Origin of the sequence: Paraburkholderia dipogonis (assembly GCF_042680985.1) — a bacterium.
In the GTDB taxonomy this organism is placed as follows: Bacteria; Pseudomonadota; Gammaproteobacteria; order Burkholderiales; family Burkholderiaceae; genus Paraburkholderia; species Paraburkholderia phytofirmans.
Map to the genome: position 1 here is coordinate 605,769 of NZ_JBHUFR010000010.1, position 16,746 is coordinate 622,514.

Below are 16,746 nucleotides of genomic sequence, written 5' to 3' on the forward strand. Positions count from 1 at the left end.
TGGCCGGCTCGCACGCCGCGCCGGGCTCGATGCGCGGGTGTTACTCGATCACTTTGGGCACGAGGTACAGGCCGTCCTGCACGGCGGGCGCCGGGCGCTGGAAAACTTCGCGTTCGACCGTTTCGGTCACCGCGTCGTTACGCAGACGCAGCGCGACGTCTTCGATCTGCTCGATCGGATGGGCGAGCGGCGCGATGCCGGTGGTATCGACCGCCTGCATCTGCTCGACGAGGCCGAAAAAATCGTTGAGCTGGACAAGCGTGTGCTCAGCGTCGGCGTCGGCCAGTTCGAGCCGCGCAAGATGCGCGATGCGTTTTACATCGGTCAGGGTCAGAGCCATGCAGTCACCGGAAAATGTGGTGGACCGCCGCAGCAAGGAAAAACCGATGCTGCGACAGCGGGTTACGACGCTGGAGGAAGACCTCGAAAAAGGGGCCAGCGGAGGCAAAAAGTGCCGTCCGTTTCCTTCAAAACATCCAAAATTATAAGGTATCATTACGCGTTCGACCCAAACCCGGACCGTCTTACCAAGGCCTTTCTGAACAATTCCCAAAGATAGTTCGGATTTTTCTGACCTGGCTTTGCATCGGCCTCCGGTAGACTCCCTCGCAGCTTCAAGTTCCTGTGGCGCCGCTTCCGCCCGGTTGAAGCTGTTATTTTTTCCGCTGCCGCCCTGCGCAACCATTGCGAGGCCCGGCCCCCAGCGAGACAGGATTTTGAATGTTCGGTTTTTTGCGCAGCTACTTTTCCAACGATCTGGCCATTGACCTCGGCACGGCCAACACGCTCATCTACATGCGTGGCAAGGGCATCGTTCTCGATGAACCGTCGGTGGTTTCGATCCGCCAGGAAGGCGGTCCCAACGGTAAGAAAACCATCCAGGCAGTCGGCAAGGAAGCCAAGCAGATGCTCGGCAAGGTGCCGGGCAACATCGAGGCGATCCGCCCCATGAAAGACGGCGTGATCGCCGACTTCACCGTCACCGAGCAGATGATCAAGCAGTTCATCAAAACTGCTCACGAATCGCGCATGTTCTCGCCGTCGCCGCGCATTATCATTTGCGTGCCGTGCGGTTCGACCCAGGTCGAGCGCCGCGCCATCAAAGAAGCCGCGCACGGTGCGGGCGCTTCGCAGGTCTATCTCATTGAAGAACCCATGGCTGCTGCTATCGGCGCCGGCCTGCCGGTGTCGGAAGCCACTGGCTCGATGGTCGTCGACATCGGCGGCGGCACGACCGAGGTCGGCGTGATCTCGCTCGGCGGCATCGTGTACAAAGGCTCGGTGCGCGTGGGCGGCGACAAGTTCGACGAAGCCATCGTCAACTACATCCGCCGCAACTACGGCATGCTGATCGGCGAGCAAACCGCCGAAGCCATCAAGAAGGAAATCGGCTCTGCCTTCCCGGGTTCCGAAGTCAAGGAAATGGAAGTGAAGGGCCGCAATCTGTCGGAAGGCATTCCGCGCAGCTTCACCATCTCCAGCAACGAAATTCTCGAAGCCCTCACCGATCCGCTGAACCAGATCGTGTCGTCGGTAAAGATCGCGCTCGAACAAACGCCGCCGGAACTGGGCGCCGACATCGCCGAGCGCGGCATGATGCTCACGGGCGGCGGCGCACTGCTGCGCGATCTGGACCGCCTGCTCGCCGAAGAAACCGGCCTGCCGGTGCTCGTCGCCGAAGACCCGTTGACCTGCGTTGTGCGCGGCTCGGGCATGGCGCTCGAACGCATGGACAAGCTGGGCAGCATCTTCTCGTACGAGTAAGCGAGCCCGTCTCCATGTCAGTAGCGCGGATCAGGCAAACGGCCCCTTGCGGGCCGGTTTGCCGTTGGCTGGGCCTACCAGCCTCCGCGCGCTGAACGCGCGTTCCTCGCGCGCCGCCGTCTCACCCAACCGCTCACGCCCCCGGCGCCGACCATGGAATACAGTCCGCCGCCCCTATTCAAGCAAGGACCGTCCGCCCTCGCACGACTGGTATTTTTTGTCTTGCTGGCGATCGCCCTGCTGATCTCCGACGCACGCTTCAAAACGCTCGAAATCGTGCGTGGCGTGCTCGGCGCGGGTCTTTATCCGTTGCAACGCGCCGCCCTAGTGCCGCGCGACATGTTCGTGGGCGCCGCCGATCTGGCCGTGACCAGCGCCACACTGCGCAGCGAGAACGACAAACTGCGCACCAAAGATCTGCAGCTTTCGCAGCAAGCCAATACGGCCGCTGGGTTGGCGGCCGAAAACGCGCATTTGCGCGCGCTGCTGCAACTGTCGCAGCGCTCCACCACGGAATCGCTGCCCGCCGAGATCCAGTACGACACGCGCGATCCGTTCACGCAGAAGGTCGTGATCGGCCGCGGTGCGCAGCAAGGCATCCAGAACGGTTCGCCGGTCGTCAACGAAGACGGCGTGATTGGCCAGGTCACGCGTGTGTTCCCGCTGCAAGCGGAAGTGACGCTGCTCACGGACAAGGACCAGGCCGTGCCTGTGCAGATCGTGCGCACCGGCCTGCGCAGCGTGATTTACGGCACGCCGAAGGGCGACACGCTGGATCTGCGCTTCGTGCCGATCAGCGCCGACATTCAAACGGGCGACGAACTCGTCACCAGCGGCCTCGACGGTGTGTACCCGCCGGGTCTGCCGGTTGCCAAGGTGGTGCGGGTCGACAAGCAGGCCGATACTGCATTCGCACGCGTGATCTGCCTGCCCATCGCGCCGGTGCGCGGCGCACGTCAGTTGCTGGTGCTGCATTACGTCAACAATGTGCCGCCGCGTCCCGCCGAAGAGCCCGACGCAGCCACGGCCGCGAAGGACGCAAAAGCGAAAAAGGGCGCCAAACCGGCCGACGGCAAGGCCGCAGCGGATAAATCCGCTCCGAAACCCGGCGAAAAACCCGCAACCGAGAAACCCGCAACCGCCAAGCCCGCCGACAAAACGCCGGCCAAACCGGGCGCCGCGGAGAAAAAGCCCGCTTCCGAAAAGAAACCGGCCGCTGAGAAGAACGCGAAGCCGCCCGCCAAGCCAGGGACCCAGCCATGAACCGTCCGCAATACATTCTGCAGCCGGTCAATCCCTACTTCATCTCGTTCAGCCTCGCCGCGGCGTTTCTGTTGAACCTGATGCCGTGGGGGCGGCTCGCCGGCGTGCCGGACTTCGTGGCGCTCGTGCTGCTGTTCTGGAACGTGCATCAGCCGCGCAAAGTCGGCATGGGTATCGCGTTTTTGCTCGGTCTGCTGATGGATGTACACAACGCCAGCCTGCTCGGCGAGCACGCGCTGGCGTACACGTTGTTGTCGTACGGCGCGATTACGATCCATCGCCGCGTGTTGTGGATGTCGCTCGGCGTGCAGACTTTCGCGGTCATGCCGCTGCTGGTTGTCGCGCAATTGGTGCCGTTCGTGATCCGTCTGCTGACGGGTGCGGCGTTTCCGGGCTGGGGTTATCTGATCGATGGCTTCGTCGAAGCCGCGCTGTGGCCGGTTACCAGCGTGCTGTTGCTGATGCCGCAGCGCCGCCCGGCCGATCCGGACGACACCCGGCCAATTTGATCATGCTTCGGGCCCGCCGGCGGTTGTCGTCAGAACCCACATTGCCGGCTCGCTCGACGCGCATCGCTGTTCATGCCTTCCGGTTCCGGCCGGAAAAGGCGCACACTCATGATGGCCGTCGCCCGGCCTTTTGCAGAATCGCATGACCGAATTCAAGGACACTCAGCAACAGCTCTCGAAGTTCCGCCTGCGCGTCGCGGCGGCGGGCCTGTTCGTGTTCGTCTGCTTCGGGCTGATCGGCTTCCGCTTCCTGTTCCTGCAGGTCTGGCACTACAGCAAATACTCGCTGCAAGCCGATGAAAACCGCATTTCCGTCGCGCCGATCGTGCCGAACCGCGGCATCATCACCGATCGCAACGGCGTGGTGCTGGCCAAGAACTACTCGGCCTACACGCTGGAAATTACGCCCTCAAAGCTGAACGACTCGCTGGAAAACGTGATCGACAACCTGGCCACGGTCGTCTCTATCGACGCACGCGACCGCCGCCGCTTCAAGAAGCTGCAGGAAGACTCGAAGAACTTCGAGAGCCTGCCGATCCGCACCCGCCTGACCGACGACGAAGTCGCGCGTTTCACCGCGCAACGCTTCCGTTTTCCCGGCGTGGAAGTGCGCGCGCGCCTGTTCCGGCAGTATCCGCTCGGCCCGACCGCGGCGCATGTGATCGGCTACATCGGCCGGATTTCGCAGCGCGACCAGGACCGTATCGACGACGCCAGCGACCAGAACGACAGCGATCCGGACCACTACGATCCGCGTCTGGACGCGAACAACTACAAGGGCACGGACTACATCGGCAAGATCGGCGTCGAGCAGAGTTACGAGACCGAGTTGCACGGCCAGACCGGTTTCGAGGAGGTGGAAGTCACCGCCGGCGGGCGTCCGGTGCGCACGTTGTCGCGCACGCAGGCGACGCCTGGCAACAACCTCGTGCTGTCTTTGGATATCGGGCTGCAGCAGGTCGCCGAGCAGGCCTTTGCGGGCCGCCGCGGCGCACTGGTCGCGATCGAGCCGTCGACCGGCGACGTGCTCGCCTTCGTGTCCGCGCCGAGCTTCGATCCGAACTCTTTCGTCGACGGCATCGACCAGCAGACCTGGGACGACCTCAACAACTCGCCCGACCATCCGCTGCTCAACCGGCCGCTGCACGGCACCTATCCGCCCGGCTCGACTTACAAGCCGTTCATGGCGCTCGCCGCGCTCACGCTGCACAAGCGCACGCCGGGCTGGGGCTTCCAGGATCCGGGCTCGTACACGTTCGGCGGCCACACGTTCCGCAACGACGTGCGCTCGGGCCAGGGCTGGGTCGACATGAACCGCGCGATCGTGGTGTCGAACGACACGTATTTCTACATGCTTGCGCACGATCTGGGCGTCAACAACATCGCCAACTTCATGAAGCCGTGGGGTTTCGGCCAGATCACCGGCATCGACATTTCGGGCGAGGCGAAGGGCATTCTTCCCTCCACCGAATGGAAGCGCAAGGCGTACCGCAAGCCCGAACAGCAACGCTGGTATGAAGGCGAAACGATCAGTCTCGGCATCGGCCAGGGCTACAACTCGTTCACCATTCTGCAACTCGCTCACGCCACGGCCACGCTCGCGAACAACGGCGTGGTGATGAAGCCGCACCTCGTGCGCGACATCGAAAATCCGATCACGAAAGACACGCGGCCGGTGGTGCGAGATCCGAGCGACAAGATTGCGGTGAAGCAGTCGGACATCGACATCATCAAGCGCGCAATGGAAGGTGTCGTGACCAACGGCACGGCGTCGAAGCTGTTCATCGGCGCGCAATACCAGGCGGCCGGCAAGACGGGGACGGCGCAGGTCTACTCGCTGCAGGGCGCGAACTACAAGGGCCACGCGATCGCCGAGCATCTGCGCGACCACGCGCTTTTCATTGCGTTCGCACCGGCCGAGCAGCCAAAAATCGCCCTCGCGCTGATCGTCGAAAACGGCGGTTGGGGCGCGGAATCGGCGGGCCCGATTGCACGCAAGGTGCTCGACTATTACCTCGTCGGCAAGAACAAGCCGGGCGCGCAGCAAGCGGCCATCGAGGCAGCGGCGTCGGCAACCGAAGATGCGTCCGCGCCGGAAGTCGGCGGCGCACCGCCAGCGCCGCAAGACGGCGTGCAGCCGGTCAAGGTGGCGGCGGGCTTCACCGCGCTGCCAATTCCCGGTGCGGCTTCGGCGGCAGCGGCGGCCTCCGCTGCAGCGGCTGCGAAGGCTGCGTCCGCGGCGGCGGCAGCTTCCGCGCCTGATGCCGCATCGGCACCGGTGCCCGCCTCGGCGTCCGCAGCCACCGCCGCGAAGAATCCAGCGTCGCGTAAATCCGGCGTCCCGCACAAACCCCGACCGGCCAGCCAGCCGGCGCCGACTGCCGCCGCTCCCTCGCGCGACGACGGCATTCAGGCCACGTCGCCACGCCAGCCGGTTTCCGGCGGCATCGACGAGTAAGGAGAAAGGCATGCAATTCGACAAGCGCGCCTGGCTCGACCGCATCAAGCGGATGTTCGCGGGCTTCGACCGCCCGCTCGCACTGATCGTGTTTCTGCTGTTGTGCGTCGGCATCGTCACGCTGTACAGCGCGAGCCTGGATGTCCCCGGCCGCGTGGAAGACCAGTTGCGCAACATCATGCTGACCTTCGTGCTGATGTGGGCGCTCGCCAATGTGCCACCCACCACGCTGATGCGCTTCGCGGTTCCGCTCTATACGTTCGGGATCGCGTTACTGGTTGCGGTGGCGCTATTCGGACTCACGCGCAAAGGTGCGAAGCGTTGGATCAATGTCGGCGTGGTGATCCAGCCGTCGGAAATCCTGAAGATCGCCACGCCGCTCATGCTCGCGTGGTACTACCAGCGACGCGAAGGCGTGATGCGCTGGTACGACTTTCTGGTCGGCCTGGTGATTCTCGCGGTGCCGGTCGGCCTGATCGCCAAGCAGCCCGACCTCGGTACAGCCGTGCTGGTGTTCGCGGCCGGCCTCTTCGTGATCTACTTTGCAGGCCTGAGTTTCAAGCTGATCGTGCCGGTGCTGATTGCAGGCGTGATCGCGGTCGCCTCCATCGCGGCCTTCCAGGACAAGATCTGTCAGCCGGAAGTGCAATGGCCGCTGATGCACGATTACCAGAAGCACCGCATCTGCACGCTGCTAGATCCGACTTCCGATCCGCTCGGCAAGGGCTTCCATACGATCCAGGCGGTCATTGCGATCGGCTCAGGTGGTCCGCTTGGCAAGGGCTGGCTGAAGGGCACACAGGCGCATCTGGAGTTCATCCCCGAAAAGCACACCGACTTCATTTTCGCGGTGTTTTCCGAAGAGTTCGGGCTGGCGGGCGGCATCGTGCTGCTCACGCTGTACATGCTATTGATTGCGCGTGGGCTGTATATCGCGGCCAATGGCGCGACGCTATTTGGACGCCTGTTAGCCGGCTCATTGACCATGGCGTTCTTCACCTACGCGTTCGTGAATATCGGCATGGTGAGCGGCATCTTGCCGGTGGTCGGCGTGCCGTTGCCGTTCATGAGTTACGGCGGCACCGCGTTGACGACGCTGGGCGTCGCCATCGGCCTGATCATGAGCGTCGCGCGACAGAAACGGTTGATGCAGAGTTAGCGCGACGGCGCCGCGCAAGCGAGCAGTGTCGGTAACGCCATAAGCCAAAGGGGCGCTTCACACACGAAGCGCCCCTTTTCGTATCCAGCGTCGTTATCGAAACGCCACGGTTTTACTGCGGCTTCACTTCCTTCTGATCCCGCAACTGCGCGCTGAGTTGCTGATACTTGAGCCGCGCCGCCGGATCGCCCTGCGCCGCCGCAGCGGCGTAATAAGCGCGCGCCACGTTGAGATTCTTCTCCACGCCGTCGCCGCCGCGTTCGTAGAACGAGCCGGCCACGTATTGCGCGGTCATGTCGCCGCCCTGCGCCGCCTTCTTGTACCAGACGAACGCCTGCTTGTTGTCGCGCTCGGTGCCGCGTCCGTCGAGGAACTGATTGGCCAGCGCCAGTTCCGCCTGCACGTGCCCTTGCTGCGCCGCCTTCAGGAACCAGCGGTGCGCCTCGACCGGATCGCGGCCGACGAACTCGCCATCGTCGTACATCTTGCCGTACACGTATTGCGCGTGCGACATGTTGGCGTCGGCGGCTTTGCGCAGCCATTTCTTGCCTTCATCGACATTCGCGGGCGCGCCTTCGCCATTGAGCAGCATCATCGCGTAGTTGAACTCGGCGAGCCGGCTGCCGCGCTCGGCGGCCTTGCGGAACTCGGCAAGCGCCGCGCCCAGATTGCCGGCGTTGTAATCGGTGACCGCGGTTTGCGTCTCCGGATCATTCGACTTCGCGACCCGGCTATCTTGCGCATAGGCCGCCACATTCGCCATCAATGCCGCTGTGACTGCCAGACGCACCACGACGCACTGCACCATCCCCTTCATGACCTTACCTCCTGCAACGCCTGGCGAGTTGCGCGCAACATCCACATGACGTCGGCGGCCAGAGCGATGAATCGAAAACCGGCATCGCGATGCTGCTTCGCACTCGCGACGTCCATGGCAAAAATACCGGCGGCAATGCCCGCCCTGTCCGCAGCGCTGACGATGCGCGCCATCGCGGCCTGCACGTCGGCATGCTTCGAATCGCCGAGATGACCGAGGCTCGCGGCAAGATCGGCCGGCCCGACGAACAGGCAATCGATGCCCGGTGTCGCCGCGATCTTTTCCACTTCCTGCAAGCCGCGCGCCGACTCGATCTGCACGATGGTCGCGATCTGCGCGTTGGCCGTCTGCACGTAGTCGCGCCGCATGCCGTAGCCCGCGGCGCGCACCGCCCCGGCGACGCCGCGCTCACCGTCGAGCGCGCCAGCGCTCGGATATTGCGTGAGACGCACCGCACGCGCCGCCTCGTCGGCGGATTCGATATTCGGGAACATCAGCGTGCGCGCGCCGGCATCCAGCACGCGCTTGACGAGCCATGCTTCGCTGGACGGCACACGCACCACCGGCTCGCTCGGCAGATGCGCGGCGGCGATCGCGCGCAATTGCGAGGCGACGTCGCCACTATCGTTCGGCGAATGCTCCATGTCGATCAGCAGCCAGTCGTAACCGGCGTGCGCGAGCGCTTCCGCGGCGGCGTCGCTGCCGAGCGAGAGCCATAGTCCGAACAGCGGATCGGTTTCCTTGAGCCGTGATTTGAGTGGATTGGTGAAGGTGCTCATCGCCGCGCTCCGTGTCGATGAAGCGACGCTTCTCGGGAACTACGGGAAAGCACGCTGGCCTCGTGAGCCAGATAAACGCGCAGGCCGTGGCGGCCCGGCTGCCTGCTGCGACGCAATGCGGTGACCGGCATGTCTCGCTCCGTGTGGTTATCGGAGCGATCATACCGTGACAATAACGCGAGGGTTGGGCCGCGCGCGCGACCCGCGCGCGTCCGGTTACGGCCTTTAGTCGCGGACCACGTCGGCCCAGCAATTCGGCGTCTCGTACAGACGCAGCTTGTGCAGACGCAGATTCACGCCGTAGTGCGCGTCGTAGACGTTCGCGAGAATGTCGAACGCGACGGCGGCAAGATTTTCCACAGTAGGAATGCGATCGAGCACGACGGTCTTGTGGCCGGCCATCGTTTCGAGGAAACCGCGCACCTGTGTATCGCCTTCATAGACGAGAAACGCGTGATCCCACTTGTCGACCAGATGCTCGACGGCGAGCGATTTCACGTCAGCGAAGTCCATCACCATGCCGCGATCGGGCGCGCCTTCGGTGTCGACCAGATCGCCTTGCAGCGTGATTTCGAGCACATAGCGATGGCCGTGCAGATTACGGCACTGGCTGCGGTGATCGGGAATGCGGTGACCCGCGTCGAATTCGAGTTTTCGTGTAATCGTCAGCACGGCAAATCAGGGAATGTTCAGATACTTGTGGGTCTGCATCGACAGGCGCCATTGCGGATGGCGTTTGCACCAGTCGATCGCGAGCCTGGTGTTGAGGTCGCGCGACGGACCGTCCATGGGTTGGACGAGGAAATACTCGAAGTCGAGCTTCGCATACTCGGACAAACGCTGGTTGTCCTGCGGAATCACGACCTTCAGTTCGTTGCCTTTGGTCACGACGAGCGGCGCGTCGGCCTTCGGGCTCACGCAGATCCAGTCGATCGTTTCGAGCACCGGCAGCGAGCCGTTGGTCTCGATCGCGATTTCGAAGCCGGCGGCATGCAGCGCGTCGACCAACGGTTGATCGATCTGCAGCATCGGTTCGCCGCCCGTGCACACCACGAAACGCTCGCCCTCGCCTTCCGGCCATTGCGACGCGATCATCTTCACGAGATCGTCAGCCGTGCGGTACTTGCCGCCGTTCTCGCCGTCGGTGCCGACGAAATCGGTATCGCAGAAGCGGCACACCGCCTCGGCACGATCTTCTTCGCGGCCCGACCACAGATTGCAGCCGGCGAACCGGCAAAAGACGGCCGGACGCCCGGCATTCGCGCCCTCGCCCTGCAACGTGTAGAAGATTTCCTTGACCGCGTAAGTCATGCTGCTTTCTGCCCCGTGTTCCTGAAAATTATTGCCTGAGTTGCGCTGCTGCGCCGAGCGTCATCAGACCGGCGCCTCGGTGACCTTCTCACCCGACAGATACGCTTCGTAGCCGCGCTTGCGCAAGCGGCACGCCGGGCATTCGCCGCAACCGAAACCCCATGCATGCAATTCGGCGCGTTCGCCGACATAGCACGTATGCGTCTCGACGCGCACCAACTCGACCAGTTCATCGCCGCCGAGTTCGTGCGCGAGGCGCCATGTGTCGCCTTTGTCGAGCCACATCAACGGCGTTTCGAGCAGGACACGTGTGTCCATGCCGAGGTTCAGCGCGACCTGCAACGCCTTCATGGTGTCGTCGCGGCAATCGGGATAGCCCGAAAAATCCGTCTCGCACATTCCACCGACCAGCACCTGCAAACCACGTCGATAGGCAATCGCCGCGGCGATGGTCATGAACATCAGATTGCGGCCCGGCACGAACGTGTTCGGCAAACCGTTGGCCGTGGCTTCGATCTCGATCTCGCGCGTCATGGCGGTATCGCTGATCGCGCCGAGCACCGACAGATCGATCATATGGTCGTCGCCGAGGCGCTCGGCCCATGCCGGAAATGCGCGCGCGACGGCGTCGCGAAACCCCTCGCGGCATTCCAGTTCGACGCGGTGCCGCTGACCGTAATCGAAGCCTAATGTCTCGACCGTTTCATAACGTTCGAGCGCCCACGCGAGACATGTGGCGGAATCCTGGCCGCCGGAAAACAGCACCAGAGCGCTACGTTTAGCGTCTTTGCGGATCACCGTGAAACTCCGTGAATGAAGAGTGCCACGTCGCGCTGCGCGAGGTGCGCCATGCAAGCAACGCGGCGCGACGCGTGCCGGCACTGCTGCCGGCCCAAAGCAGTATAGGCCGCGCCTTCCGCATGCAGAGTCGCTGGGCGCTTATACCGTTAATCGTCGGGCGAAGGGTTTGGTGCTAATGGCGGCGTTGCCGCGCGGCACTCAGGCGACGCACTTACGCGCAAGTCCTTGAACTGGCGCGATTTTATCACGCGACGCCAAATACCGCCGAGCGCGCCCTGCACGCGCGGTGCGCGCAAGCCGAAGCAACACAGCCCATCACGCCCCATCACATTAGGCGCACAAAAAGGAAAAGCCCCAGGAATCTTGCGATTTCCTGGGGCTGAATCCTGGTGGCCTGGGACGGAATCGAACCATCGACACGCGGATTTTCAATCCGCTGCTCTACCAACTGAGCTACCGGGCCAACGAAGAACGAAATGATATCAAAGGGTCAGCGCTCCGACAAGCCCCTTCTCGAAAAATTCTGTGGAAGTGATTCCGCATGCTCAACGCCGGCATCACTTCCGCGTTTCACTCGCCTTTGTTTTTGCCGAGATCCACGCCGAGCTGCTTGAGCTTACGGTACAAGTGCGTGCGCTCCAGCCCGGTCTTCTCGGCCACGCGCGTCATGCTGCCGTTCTCACGCGCGAGGTGATATTCGAAGTACGCGCGCTCGAACGCGTCGCGTGCGTCACGCAACGGAATGTCGAACGAGATCGAGGCCGTTTGCGCGGCCAGCGCGCCGCTGCCCATGCCATCGGTGGAGAGCATCGGCAAGGCTGCCGCCGAAGCCACCGTCGAAGCACTCACCGGCAACACTGGTTTGGCCGCCGCGCCGCCCGGCGTTCCCGCTGCAGTGCCACGCGCGAGACCCTGTTCGACGGCCTTCAGCAGTTTCTGCAACGCAATCGGCTTCTCGAGGAAATTGAGTGCGCCGATCTTGGTTGCTTCAACCGCCGTGTCGATGGTCGCGTGGCCGGACATCATGATCACCGGCATGGTCAGCTGCCCTTGCGCGGCCCATTCCTTGAGCAAGGTCACGCCGTCGGTGTCGGGCATCCAGATGTCGAGCAGCACCAGGTCAGGCGCCTGGCGCAAACGGAACTCGCGCGCTTCCTGCGCGTTTTCCGCGGCCTCCACGACATGCCCTTCGTCGCTCAGGATCTCCGAGAGCAATTCCCGGATGCCCATTTCATCATCTACCACCAGGATGGTTGCCATTTACGCTGCCCTTGTCTGCACTGTTGCTTTTGTCTTTCCCTGCGACGCACCGCCGTGCGCCGGACGCGGCCCTGTTCCGGGTGCCGCGCCATCGTCTGCCAGTTGAAGGAAGAGGATCGAAATCTGCGCGCCCTCGATGACATCGCCCGCTTTCATGCGATTGCGGATGTCGATGCGCGCGCCGTGTTCATCGACGATCTTCTTGACCATCGCAAGACCCAGGCCCGTACCTTTGGCCTTGGTCGTTACGTAAGGTTCGAATGCACGTGTGAGGATACGCGCGGGGAAACCCGCTCCGTTATCCGACACCGTCAGACGCACCGCAACGTGGACTTTGCCTTCCGCGTCGGGGTCTCCGTATTCTACTGTCCTCGTCTCGAGCAACACACGCGGATGCTCGAGGTCCGCCACCGCATCCTGCGCGTTCTGCAGCAGGTTGTGAATCACCTGGCGCAATTGCGTCGCGTCGCCGCGAATCGCCGGCAAGGCGGCGAGCTCCACCTGAATGGCGCCCTTGCCTTCTTCGATACCGTACAGCGTGAGCACTTCGCTGACCAGATCGTTCAGCTGCAGATGCGCGAGCACCGCCGGCGGTGTGCGCGCGTAGTCGCGGAAGTTGTCGACCATCTGCTTCATCGCGGCGACCTGATTCACGATCGTGGTCGCGCCGCGCTTCAACACATCGGCATCGGATGGCGACAGCTTGTCGGCGAGCTTCATCTGCAGACGCTCGGCCGAAAGCTGGATCGGCGTGAGCGGATTCTTGATTTCATGCGCGAGGCGTCGCGCGACTTCACCCCACGCGATGGAACGCTGCGCGGAGATCACGTCCGAGATATCGTCGAACACCACGACGTAGCCGGACGTCTGCATGTCTTCCGCGTCGCGGTCCGTCGCGGAGACGAGCCGCGCGCCGCGTACGAGCAACGTGAGCGGCTCGGTTTCGCCCGGCACCTGCACGGAAAACTGTTGCTGCCAGTGGCCGCGATCGTCGTGACCGTCGCCGCTCGCCGCTTCGCGATCGGCAAACGCCTTGCGCACCATCCCGCCGAATTCGCTCAGCACGCCGATCTGATCCAAAGCCGAGCCCAACACCGCCTGAAACGGCTGACGGAAGATCCGCTCGGCGCCGCGATTCGCGGTGGTCAGTCGGAACTGCCGGTCGAACACGAACACGCCGGCGGTCAGGTTTGCCAGAATGCTTTCCAGATACGCCTTCGAGTGTTCGAGCGCGATGCGATTGTTTTCGACCGCCGCGCGCGCTTCGGACAACTGCCGCGTCATTGCGTTGAACGACTGCGTGAGAAAGCCCAGTTCGTCACGTGATTTGATTTCGCGCTTCGGCGTGTAATCGCCTTCCGTGATCTCTTTCGTGCCTTGGGCCAGCAGGAACAATGGCCGCGCCAACTGATTGCCGAGCGCAAGCGCCAGCATCATCGCGATAAAGGTGGCGAGGAACAATGCGAGCGTCAGCGTGCCGATATACATCTTGCGCAGACCCGTGCGGCCAAGCGCCTTTTCCTGGTACTCGCGATAGGCGCGCTGCACCGCGTCGGCGTTACGCGCGAGCGTGGGCGAAACCGGCTGCGTGAGTTGCAGGAAGCGTTCGGTGGGCTGCAGCAGCGAGGCGTTCGAATCGGGGATGCGTTGCACCACGCGCAGCCGCAACACGCCCTTGCTGCCATGCGCGTGAGGATCGCCGTCCACTTCGCCTTCGATCGCCGCATAGCCGCGGCCGCGCGCCTGTTCGATCATCAGCGGCGTGGGTAAGTCGTTCGGCACGAGCGTCGCGTAGTTGCCGGAGGCCTGCGCGACCACGTGCATATCCGGCATCGCGCCCGACATGCTGCGCGTGGGTTCGACGATCGTCGCGTCCTGCACGCCGAACTGATCGCGCAAACGCAGCAGCGTGAGCGTGGTGCCGGCGGCGTCCGCGCTCGCCAACTGTTCCGACATCAAGCGGCCCTTGGTCTGCAGATCGGAAAGCGACGCGTCGAGCATGCCGCGCCCGAGATTCAAACCGGACGTGAGCGCTGTTTCGACATTCACATCGAACCACGACTCGATGCTGCGCGACACGAACTGGTACGACACGACGTAGATGATGCCACCCGGCACCACGCCGACCAGCGCCATGAAAAACGCGAGTTTCGCCAATAGCCGTGTACCGAACTTGCCCTTTCTCAGCCGCGCGATGATGATGATGACGAGCGTCGCCACCACCAGCAAAAAGATCATCGCGACCACGAGGTTGGCGGCGTAGAGCCACTGGTAATAGCGGTCGAAGAATTCCGTGTTCGCGCTGGCGGCGGCCAGCAGCACGAGCAGCAGCACGGCCGTCACGGCGACCGTCGACACCAGCACGCGCACGACGATGCTGCCGACACTGGTAGCGGAGCGCACTTTATTTAGCACGTTCGGTCACCGTGAAGGTAAAGCGCTTCCATTCGGAAGCGAGATTCCAGTCGCGGTTGTTCACCGCGTCGATCTGAAACGGCTTGGGCATCAGCGCGATGTCGAGTTGCATGCGCACCGACGCGTTATACGTCTCGCCGACACGCACTTCATTGCGTTCGATCACGTGCCACGACGTGATGTGCTTGATCACCGCGAGCGCATCCTTGAGCGTGGTGAAGCCGAGCTGCAACCCGCCGGACGACACACTCGACACGCGATACTCACGCGTGAGCGGCTGGAACGACAGGCGAATGCTTTGCGACACGCTCACCGGCTGCTCGTCGAACCAGTACCAGCGCGGCCGGCTCAATTCGAAGTCGGTCGTGAAATAAAGCGGAATGCCTTTATTGACCGCGTCTTCGAGGTTGCTGTTCAGATCGAAGTCGAAACGCGCGTCGAGATTCCAACCCGTGTTGTCAGCTTGCAGCGACGCACGCTGCACCGCGATCGAATCGGCGTACGCCACGCCCGGCGCCGCCAGCCATACGGCCAGCGCGATCCAGAGCACGGCAGCGAGCCGAAGCGGGAAGAAGCGTTTGATGGTCACCGTTTCTGAAAGCGCGCGTAGAAGAATCCGTCGTGGTCTGAGTTCGCGCCGGCGCTGTCTTCAGCGGGTTGTCCGGCATGAGAACCGGCCGATGTGTCGGCGGGCGCGCGAGCGGCTGAAGGCAACAGTTGCCCCGGCGCGTCCAATCGTACCGCATCCTGATACTTGTTTCCAAACCACTGCGCCTGCAACTCGCCTTCTTCGGGAAAGATCGAACACGTAACGTAGAGCAACTCGCCGCCTGGTTTCACGAGCGGCCAGAGCGCGTCGAGAATGCGGCGCTGCTCGGTGACGAGCGCTGGAATATCGGACGCGCGCCGCAGCCAGCGGATATCAGGATGACGCCGCACGATGCCCGATGCCGAACACGGCACGTCGGCCAGAATACGGTCGAACGGCTGGTCGATGTCGTCGTGCCATTTTGCCGGCGCGCCCGCGTCGCCGATCCGCACTTCCGCTTCGAGCTTGAGGCGCTGCAGATTTTCGCCGATACGGCGCGCGCGCGACGCATCGCTTTCGAGCGCGACGAGCTGAAGTTTGGCGAGTTCGAGCAGATGGCCGGTCTTGCCGCCGGGCGCCGCGCAGGCGTCGAGCACGCGCATGCCGTCGCGCGCGTCGAGTAGTGGCGCGGCGAGCTGCGCGCCCGCGTCCTGCACCGAGACGACGCCGTCGGCAAAACCCGGGATGCGATCGACAGGCATCGGCGTGGCGAGCTTGACGCCGTAGTCGCCCGCCTTGCTCGCGGCAATGTGATGGTTTTGCAGCGTTTGCAGATAGGCGTCGACTGTCGAGTGACGCGCGTTCACGCGCAGCGTCAGCGGGCCTTGTGTGTTGCCGGTGGCCAGCACCGACTGCCATGCGTCGGGCCATGCGCGCTTCACCGCATCGATCCACCATGCCGGGTAGTTCCAGCGTGCGACCTCGTCGTCTTGCGCGTCCTTCAGCAGCGCTTCGCGCTCGCGCAGGAAGCTGCGCAGCACGGCGTTCACGAGGCCCTTGGCGAAGGCGAATTCACGACGCGCGCCGATCGCGCTCACGGCCTGATCGACGACCGTGAACGGTGCATAGGCGGCGTTCGCTTCGTCGTCGACGAGCAGCGCCAGCGAGCACGCGAGTACGTGCCCGACGTGCGGCGGCGGCGCCTTTTTCACCAGCTTCGCGATCAGCCATTCGGCGGTCGCGAGACGTCGCATGGTGCGGTACGCGATGTCCTGCACAGCGCCGCGCGCGGCGGCGGCGTTGCCCTCGGGCGCCGACGCGAACACGGACTGCAGCGCGGCCGGCAAGGCTGCGCCCAGACGCACGGCACCGACCGCCTGGCCCGCGCAGTCGAGCGCGAAGCCGAGCGATTCGGGCGCGAGATGCAGCATCGACAAACGTGATTCGCGCGGACGCGCCGGTGAGGAAGCGGTACGCGAAGAAGGCTTTGTGGTCATGAGAAGGCTAAGGCGGGCCGCGCGGGAGCGCGCGACGCAATCAACACGCATTGTAGCGTGGCGCGCGGGGCGGGCCGGCGGGCGGTCTGTGAGCGCACTATGAGCGGACTGTGAGCGGCTCGCTTGCGGATCTGCGACGAGCGGGAAGACGTGGGACTGAAACGCGGGTTCAGCGATTCGGTGTG

Annotated in this window: 16 protein-coding genes and 1 tRNA gene; 6 read left to right on the forward strand and 11 right to left on the reverse strand. The window is 63.6% G+C overall.

Features of this window, described 5'->3' with window-relative positions; translation table 11 throughout:
• Positions 1–40: 40 nt before the first annotated feature.
• Complete coding sequence (gatC, locus tag ACFSNN_RS15245; protein WP_134457386.1) at positions 41–340, reverse strand: Asp-tRNA(Asn)/Glu-tRNA(Gln) amidotransferase subunit GatC; 300 nt, start codon at positions 338–340, stop codon at positions 41–43.
• Here gatC and ACFSNN_RS15250 point away from each other — a divergent pair.
• The 6 genes from ACFSNN_RS15250 (at position 339) to rodA (ending at position 7,153) form a co-directional block, all read left to right on the forward strand.
• The gene (locus ACFSNN_RS15250; protein ID WP_166799265.1) at positions 339–488 is read left to right on the forward strand and encodes a hypothetical protein; all 150 of its coding nucleotides are present in this window, start codon (positions 339–341) and stop codon (positions 486–488) included. The two genes, gatC and ACFSNN_RS15250, sit on opposite strands and share 2 nt — an antisense overlap.
• A 232-nt stretch (positions 489–720) precedes the next feature.
• Positions 721–1,764 carry a rod shape-determining protein gene (locus ACFSNN_RS15255; RefSeq protein ID WP_004189550.1) on the forward strand — a complete coding sequence of 348 codons (1,044 nt, stop codon included), beginning with the start codon at positions 721–723 and terminating at the stop codon, positions 1,762–1,764.
• 153 nt (positions 1,765–1,917) lie between these two features.
• The gene (gene mreC, locus ACFSNN_RS15260) at positions 1,918–3,027 is read left to right on the forward strand and encodes a rod shape-determining protein MreC (protein WP_134457387.1); all 1,110 of its coding nucleotides are present in this window, start codon (positions 1,918–1,920) and stop codon (positions 3,025–3,027) included.
• On the forward strand, positions 3,024–3,536 hold the full coding sequence (mreD, locus tag ACFSNN_RS15265; RefSeq protein ID WP_012431394.1) for a rod shape-determining protein MreD: 513 nt from the start codon (positions 3,024–3,026) through the stop codon (positions 3,534–3,536). The genes mreC and mreD overlap by 4 nt, the downstream gene beginning before the upstream one ends.
• A gap of 142 nt (positions 3,537–3,678) precedes the next feature.
• Positions 3,679–5,994 carry a penicillin-binding protein 2 gene (mrdA, locus tag ACFSNN_RS15270; RefSeq protein ID WP_134457388.1) on the forward strand — a complete coding sequence of 772 codons (2,316 nt, stop codon included), beginning with the start codon at positions 3,679–3,681 and terminating at the stop codon, positions 5,992–5,994.
• 10 nt (positions 5,995–6,004) lie between these two features.
• Positions 6,005–7,153, forward strand: coding sequence for a rod shape-determining protein RodA (gene rodA, locus ACFSNN_RS15275; RefSeq protein ID WP_012431392.1), 1,149 nt, complete (start codon positions 6,005–6,007; stop codon positions 7,151–7,153).
• A gap of 112 nt (positions 7,154–7,265) precedes the next feature.
• Here the strand turns inward: rodA and ACFSNN_RS15280 are convergent, their stop codons facing one another.
• The 10 genes from ACFSNN_RS15280 to rsmB form a co-directional block, all read right to left on the reverse strand.
• Positions 7,266–7,970 (reverse strand): tetratricopeptide repeat protein, encoded by a 705-nt coding sequence (locus ACFSNN_RS15280; protein WP_134457389.1) that lies wholly within the window; start codon positions 7,968–7,970, stop codon positions 7,266–7,268.
• Positions 7,967–8,749 carry an HpcH/HpaI aldolase family protein gene (locus ACFSNN_RS15285; protein WP_134457390.1) on the reverse strand — a complete coding sequence of 261 codons (783 nt, stop codon included), beginning with the start codon at positions 8,747–8,749 and terminating at the stop codon, positions 7,967–7,969. The genes ACFSNN_RS15280 and ACFSNN_RS15285 overlap by 4 nt, the downstream gene beginning before the upstream one ends.
• A 225-nt stretch (positions 8,750–8,974) precedes the next feature.
• Positions 8,975–9,418: a 6-carboxytetrahydropterin synthase QueD gene (queD, locus tag ACFSNN_RS15290; RefSeq protein WP_090518804.1), complete on the reverse strand. Its 444-nt coding sequence runs from the start codon at positions 9,416–9,418 to the stop codon at positions 8,975–8,977.
• 9 nt (positions 9,419–9,427) lie between these two features.
• The gene (gene queE / locus ACFSNN_RS15295) at positions 9,428–10,060 is read right to left on the reverse strand and encodes a 7-carboxy-7-deazaguanine synthase (RefSeq protein WP_134457391.1); all 633 of its coding nucleotides are present in this window, start codon (positions 10,058–10,060) and stop codon (positions 9,428–9,430) included.
• A 63-nt stretch (positions 10,061–10,123) separates the two neighbouring features.
• Positions 10,124–10,858, reverse strand: coding sequence for a 7-cyano-7-deazaguanine synthase QueC (queC, locus tag ACFSNN_RS15300; protein WP_134457392.1), 735 nt, complete (start codon positions 10,856–10,858; stop codon positions 10,124–10,126).
• A 390-nt stretch (positions 10,859–11,248) separates the two neighbouring features.
• Positions 11,249–11,324, reverse strand: a tRNA-Phe gene (locus tag ACFSNN_RS15305).
• 107 nt (positions 11,325–11,431) lie between these two features.
• Positions 11,432–12,121: a response regulator transcription factor EsaR gene (esaR, locus tag ACFSNN_RS15310; protein WP_012431386.1), complete on the reverse strand. Its 690-nt coding sequence runs from the start codon at positions 12,119–12,121 to the stop codon at positions 11,432–11,434.
• The gene (locus ACFSNN_RS15315; protein WP_134457393.1) at positions 12,122–14,536 is read right to left on the reverse strand and encodes a sensor histidine kinase; all 2,415 of its coding nucleotides are present in this window, start codon (positions 14,534–14,536) and stop codon (positions 12,122–12,124) included.
• Positions 14,526–15,125: a DUF4390 domain-containing protein gene (locus tag ACFSNN_RS15320; RefSeq protein WP_134457394.1), complete on the reverse strand. Its 600-nt coding sequence runs from the start codon at positions 15,123–15,125 to the stop codon at positions 14,526–14,528. Before ACFSNN_RS15320 ends, ACFSNN_RS15315 begins: the two co-directional genes overlap by 11 nt.
• A complete protein-coding gene (gene rsmB / locus ACFSNN_RS15325) occupies positions 15,122–16,561 on the reverse strand; it encodes a 16S rRNA (cytosine(967)-C(5))-methyltransferase RsmB (protein ID WP_134457395.1) in 1,440 nt (479 codons plus the stop codon). The genes ACFSNN_RS15320 and rsmB overlap by 4 nt, the downstream gene beginning before the upstream one ends.
• Between the last annotated feature and the right edge of the window lie 185 nt (positions 16,562–16,746).

What these genes read in the sequence shown, in the direction of transcription:
- ACFSNN_RS15250 (WP_166799265.1), top strand. Translation starts at nt 339, where the DNA reads ATGCAGTCACCGGAAAATGTGGTGGACCGCCGCAGCAAGGAAAAACCG.
- gatC (WP_134457386.1), bottom strand. Translation starts at nt 340, where the DNA reads ATGGCTCTGACCCTGACCGATGTAAAACGCATCGCGCATCTTGCGCGG.
- ACFSNN_RS15255 (WP_004189550.1), top strand. Translation starts at nt 721, where the DNA reads ATGTTCGGTTTTTTGCGCAGCTACTTTTCCAACGATCTGGCCATTGAC.
- mreC (WP_134457387.1), top strand. Translation starts at nt 1,918, where the DNA reads ATGGAATACAGTCCGCCGCCCCTATTCAAGCAAGGACCGTCCGCCCTC.
- mreD (WP_012431394.1), top strand. Translation starts at nt 3,024, where the DNA reads ATGAACCGTCCGCAATACATTCTGCAGCCGGTCAATCCCTACTTCATC.
- mrdA (WP_134457388.1), top strand. Translation starts at nt 3,679, where the DNA reads ATGACCGAATTCAAGGACACTCAGCAACAGCTCTCGAAGTTCCGCCTG.
- rodA (WP_012431392.1), top strand. Translation starts at nt 6,005, where the DNA reads ATGCAATTCGACAAGCGCGCCTGGCTCGACCGCATCAAGCGGATGTTC.
- ACFSNN_RS15280 (WP_134457389.1), bottom strand. Translation starts at nt 7,970, where the DNA reads ATGAAGGGGATGGTGCAGTGCGTCGTGGTGCGTCTGGCAGTCACAGCG.
- ACFSNN_RS15285 (WP_134457390.1), bottom strand. Translation starts at nt 8,749, where the DNA reads ATGAGCACCTTCACCAATCCACTCAAATCACGGCTCAAGGAAACCGAT.
- queE (WP_134457391.1), bottom strand. Translation starts at nt 10,060, where the DNA reads ATGACTTACGCGGTCAAGGAAATCTTCTACACGTTGCAGGGCGAGGGC.
- esaR (WP_012431386.1), bottom strand. Translation starts at nt 12,121, where the DNA reads ATGGCAACCATCCTGGTGGTAGATGATGAAATGGGCATCCGGGAATTG.
- rsmB (WP_134457395.1), bottom strand. Translation starts at nt 16,561, where the DNA reads ATGACCACAAAGCCTTCTTCGCGTACCGCTTCCTCACCGGCGCGTCCG.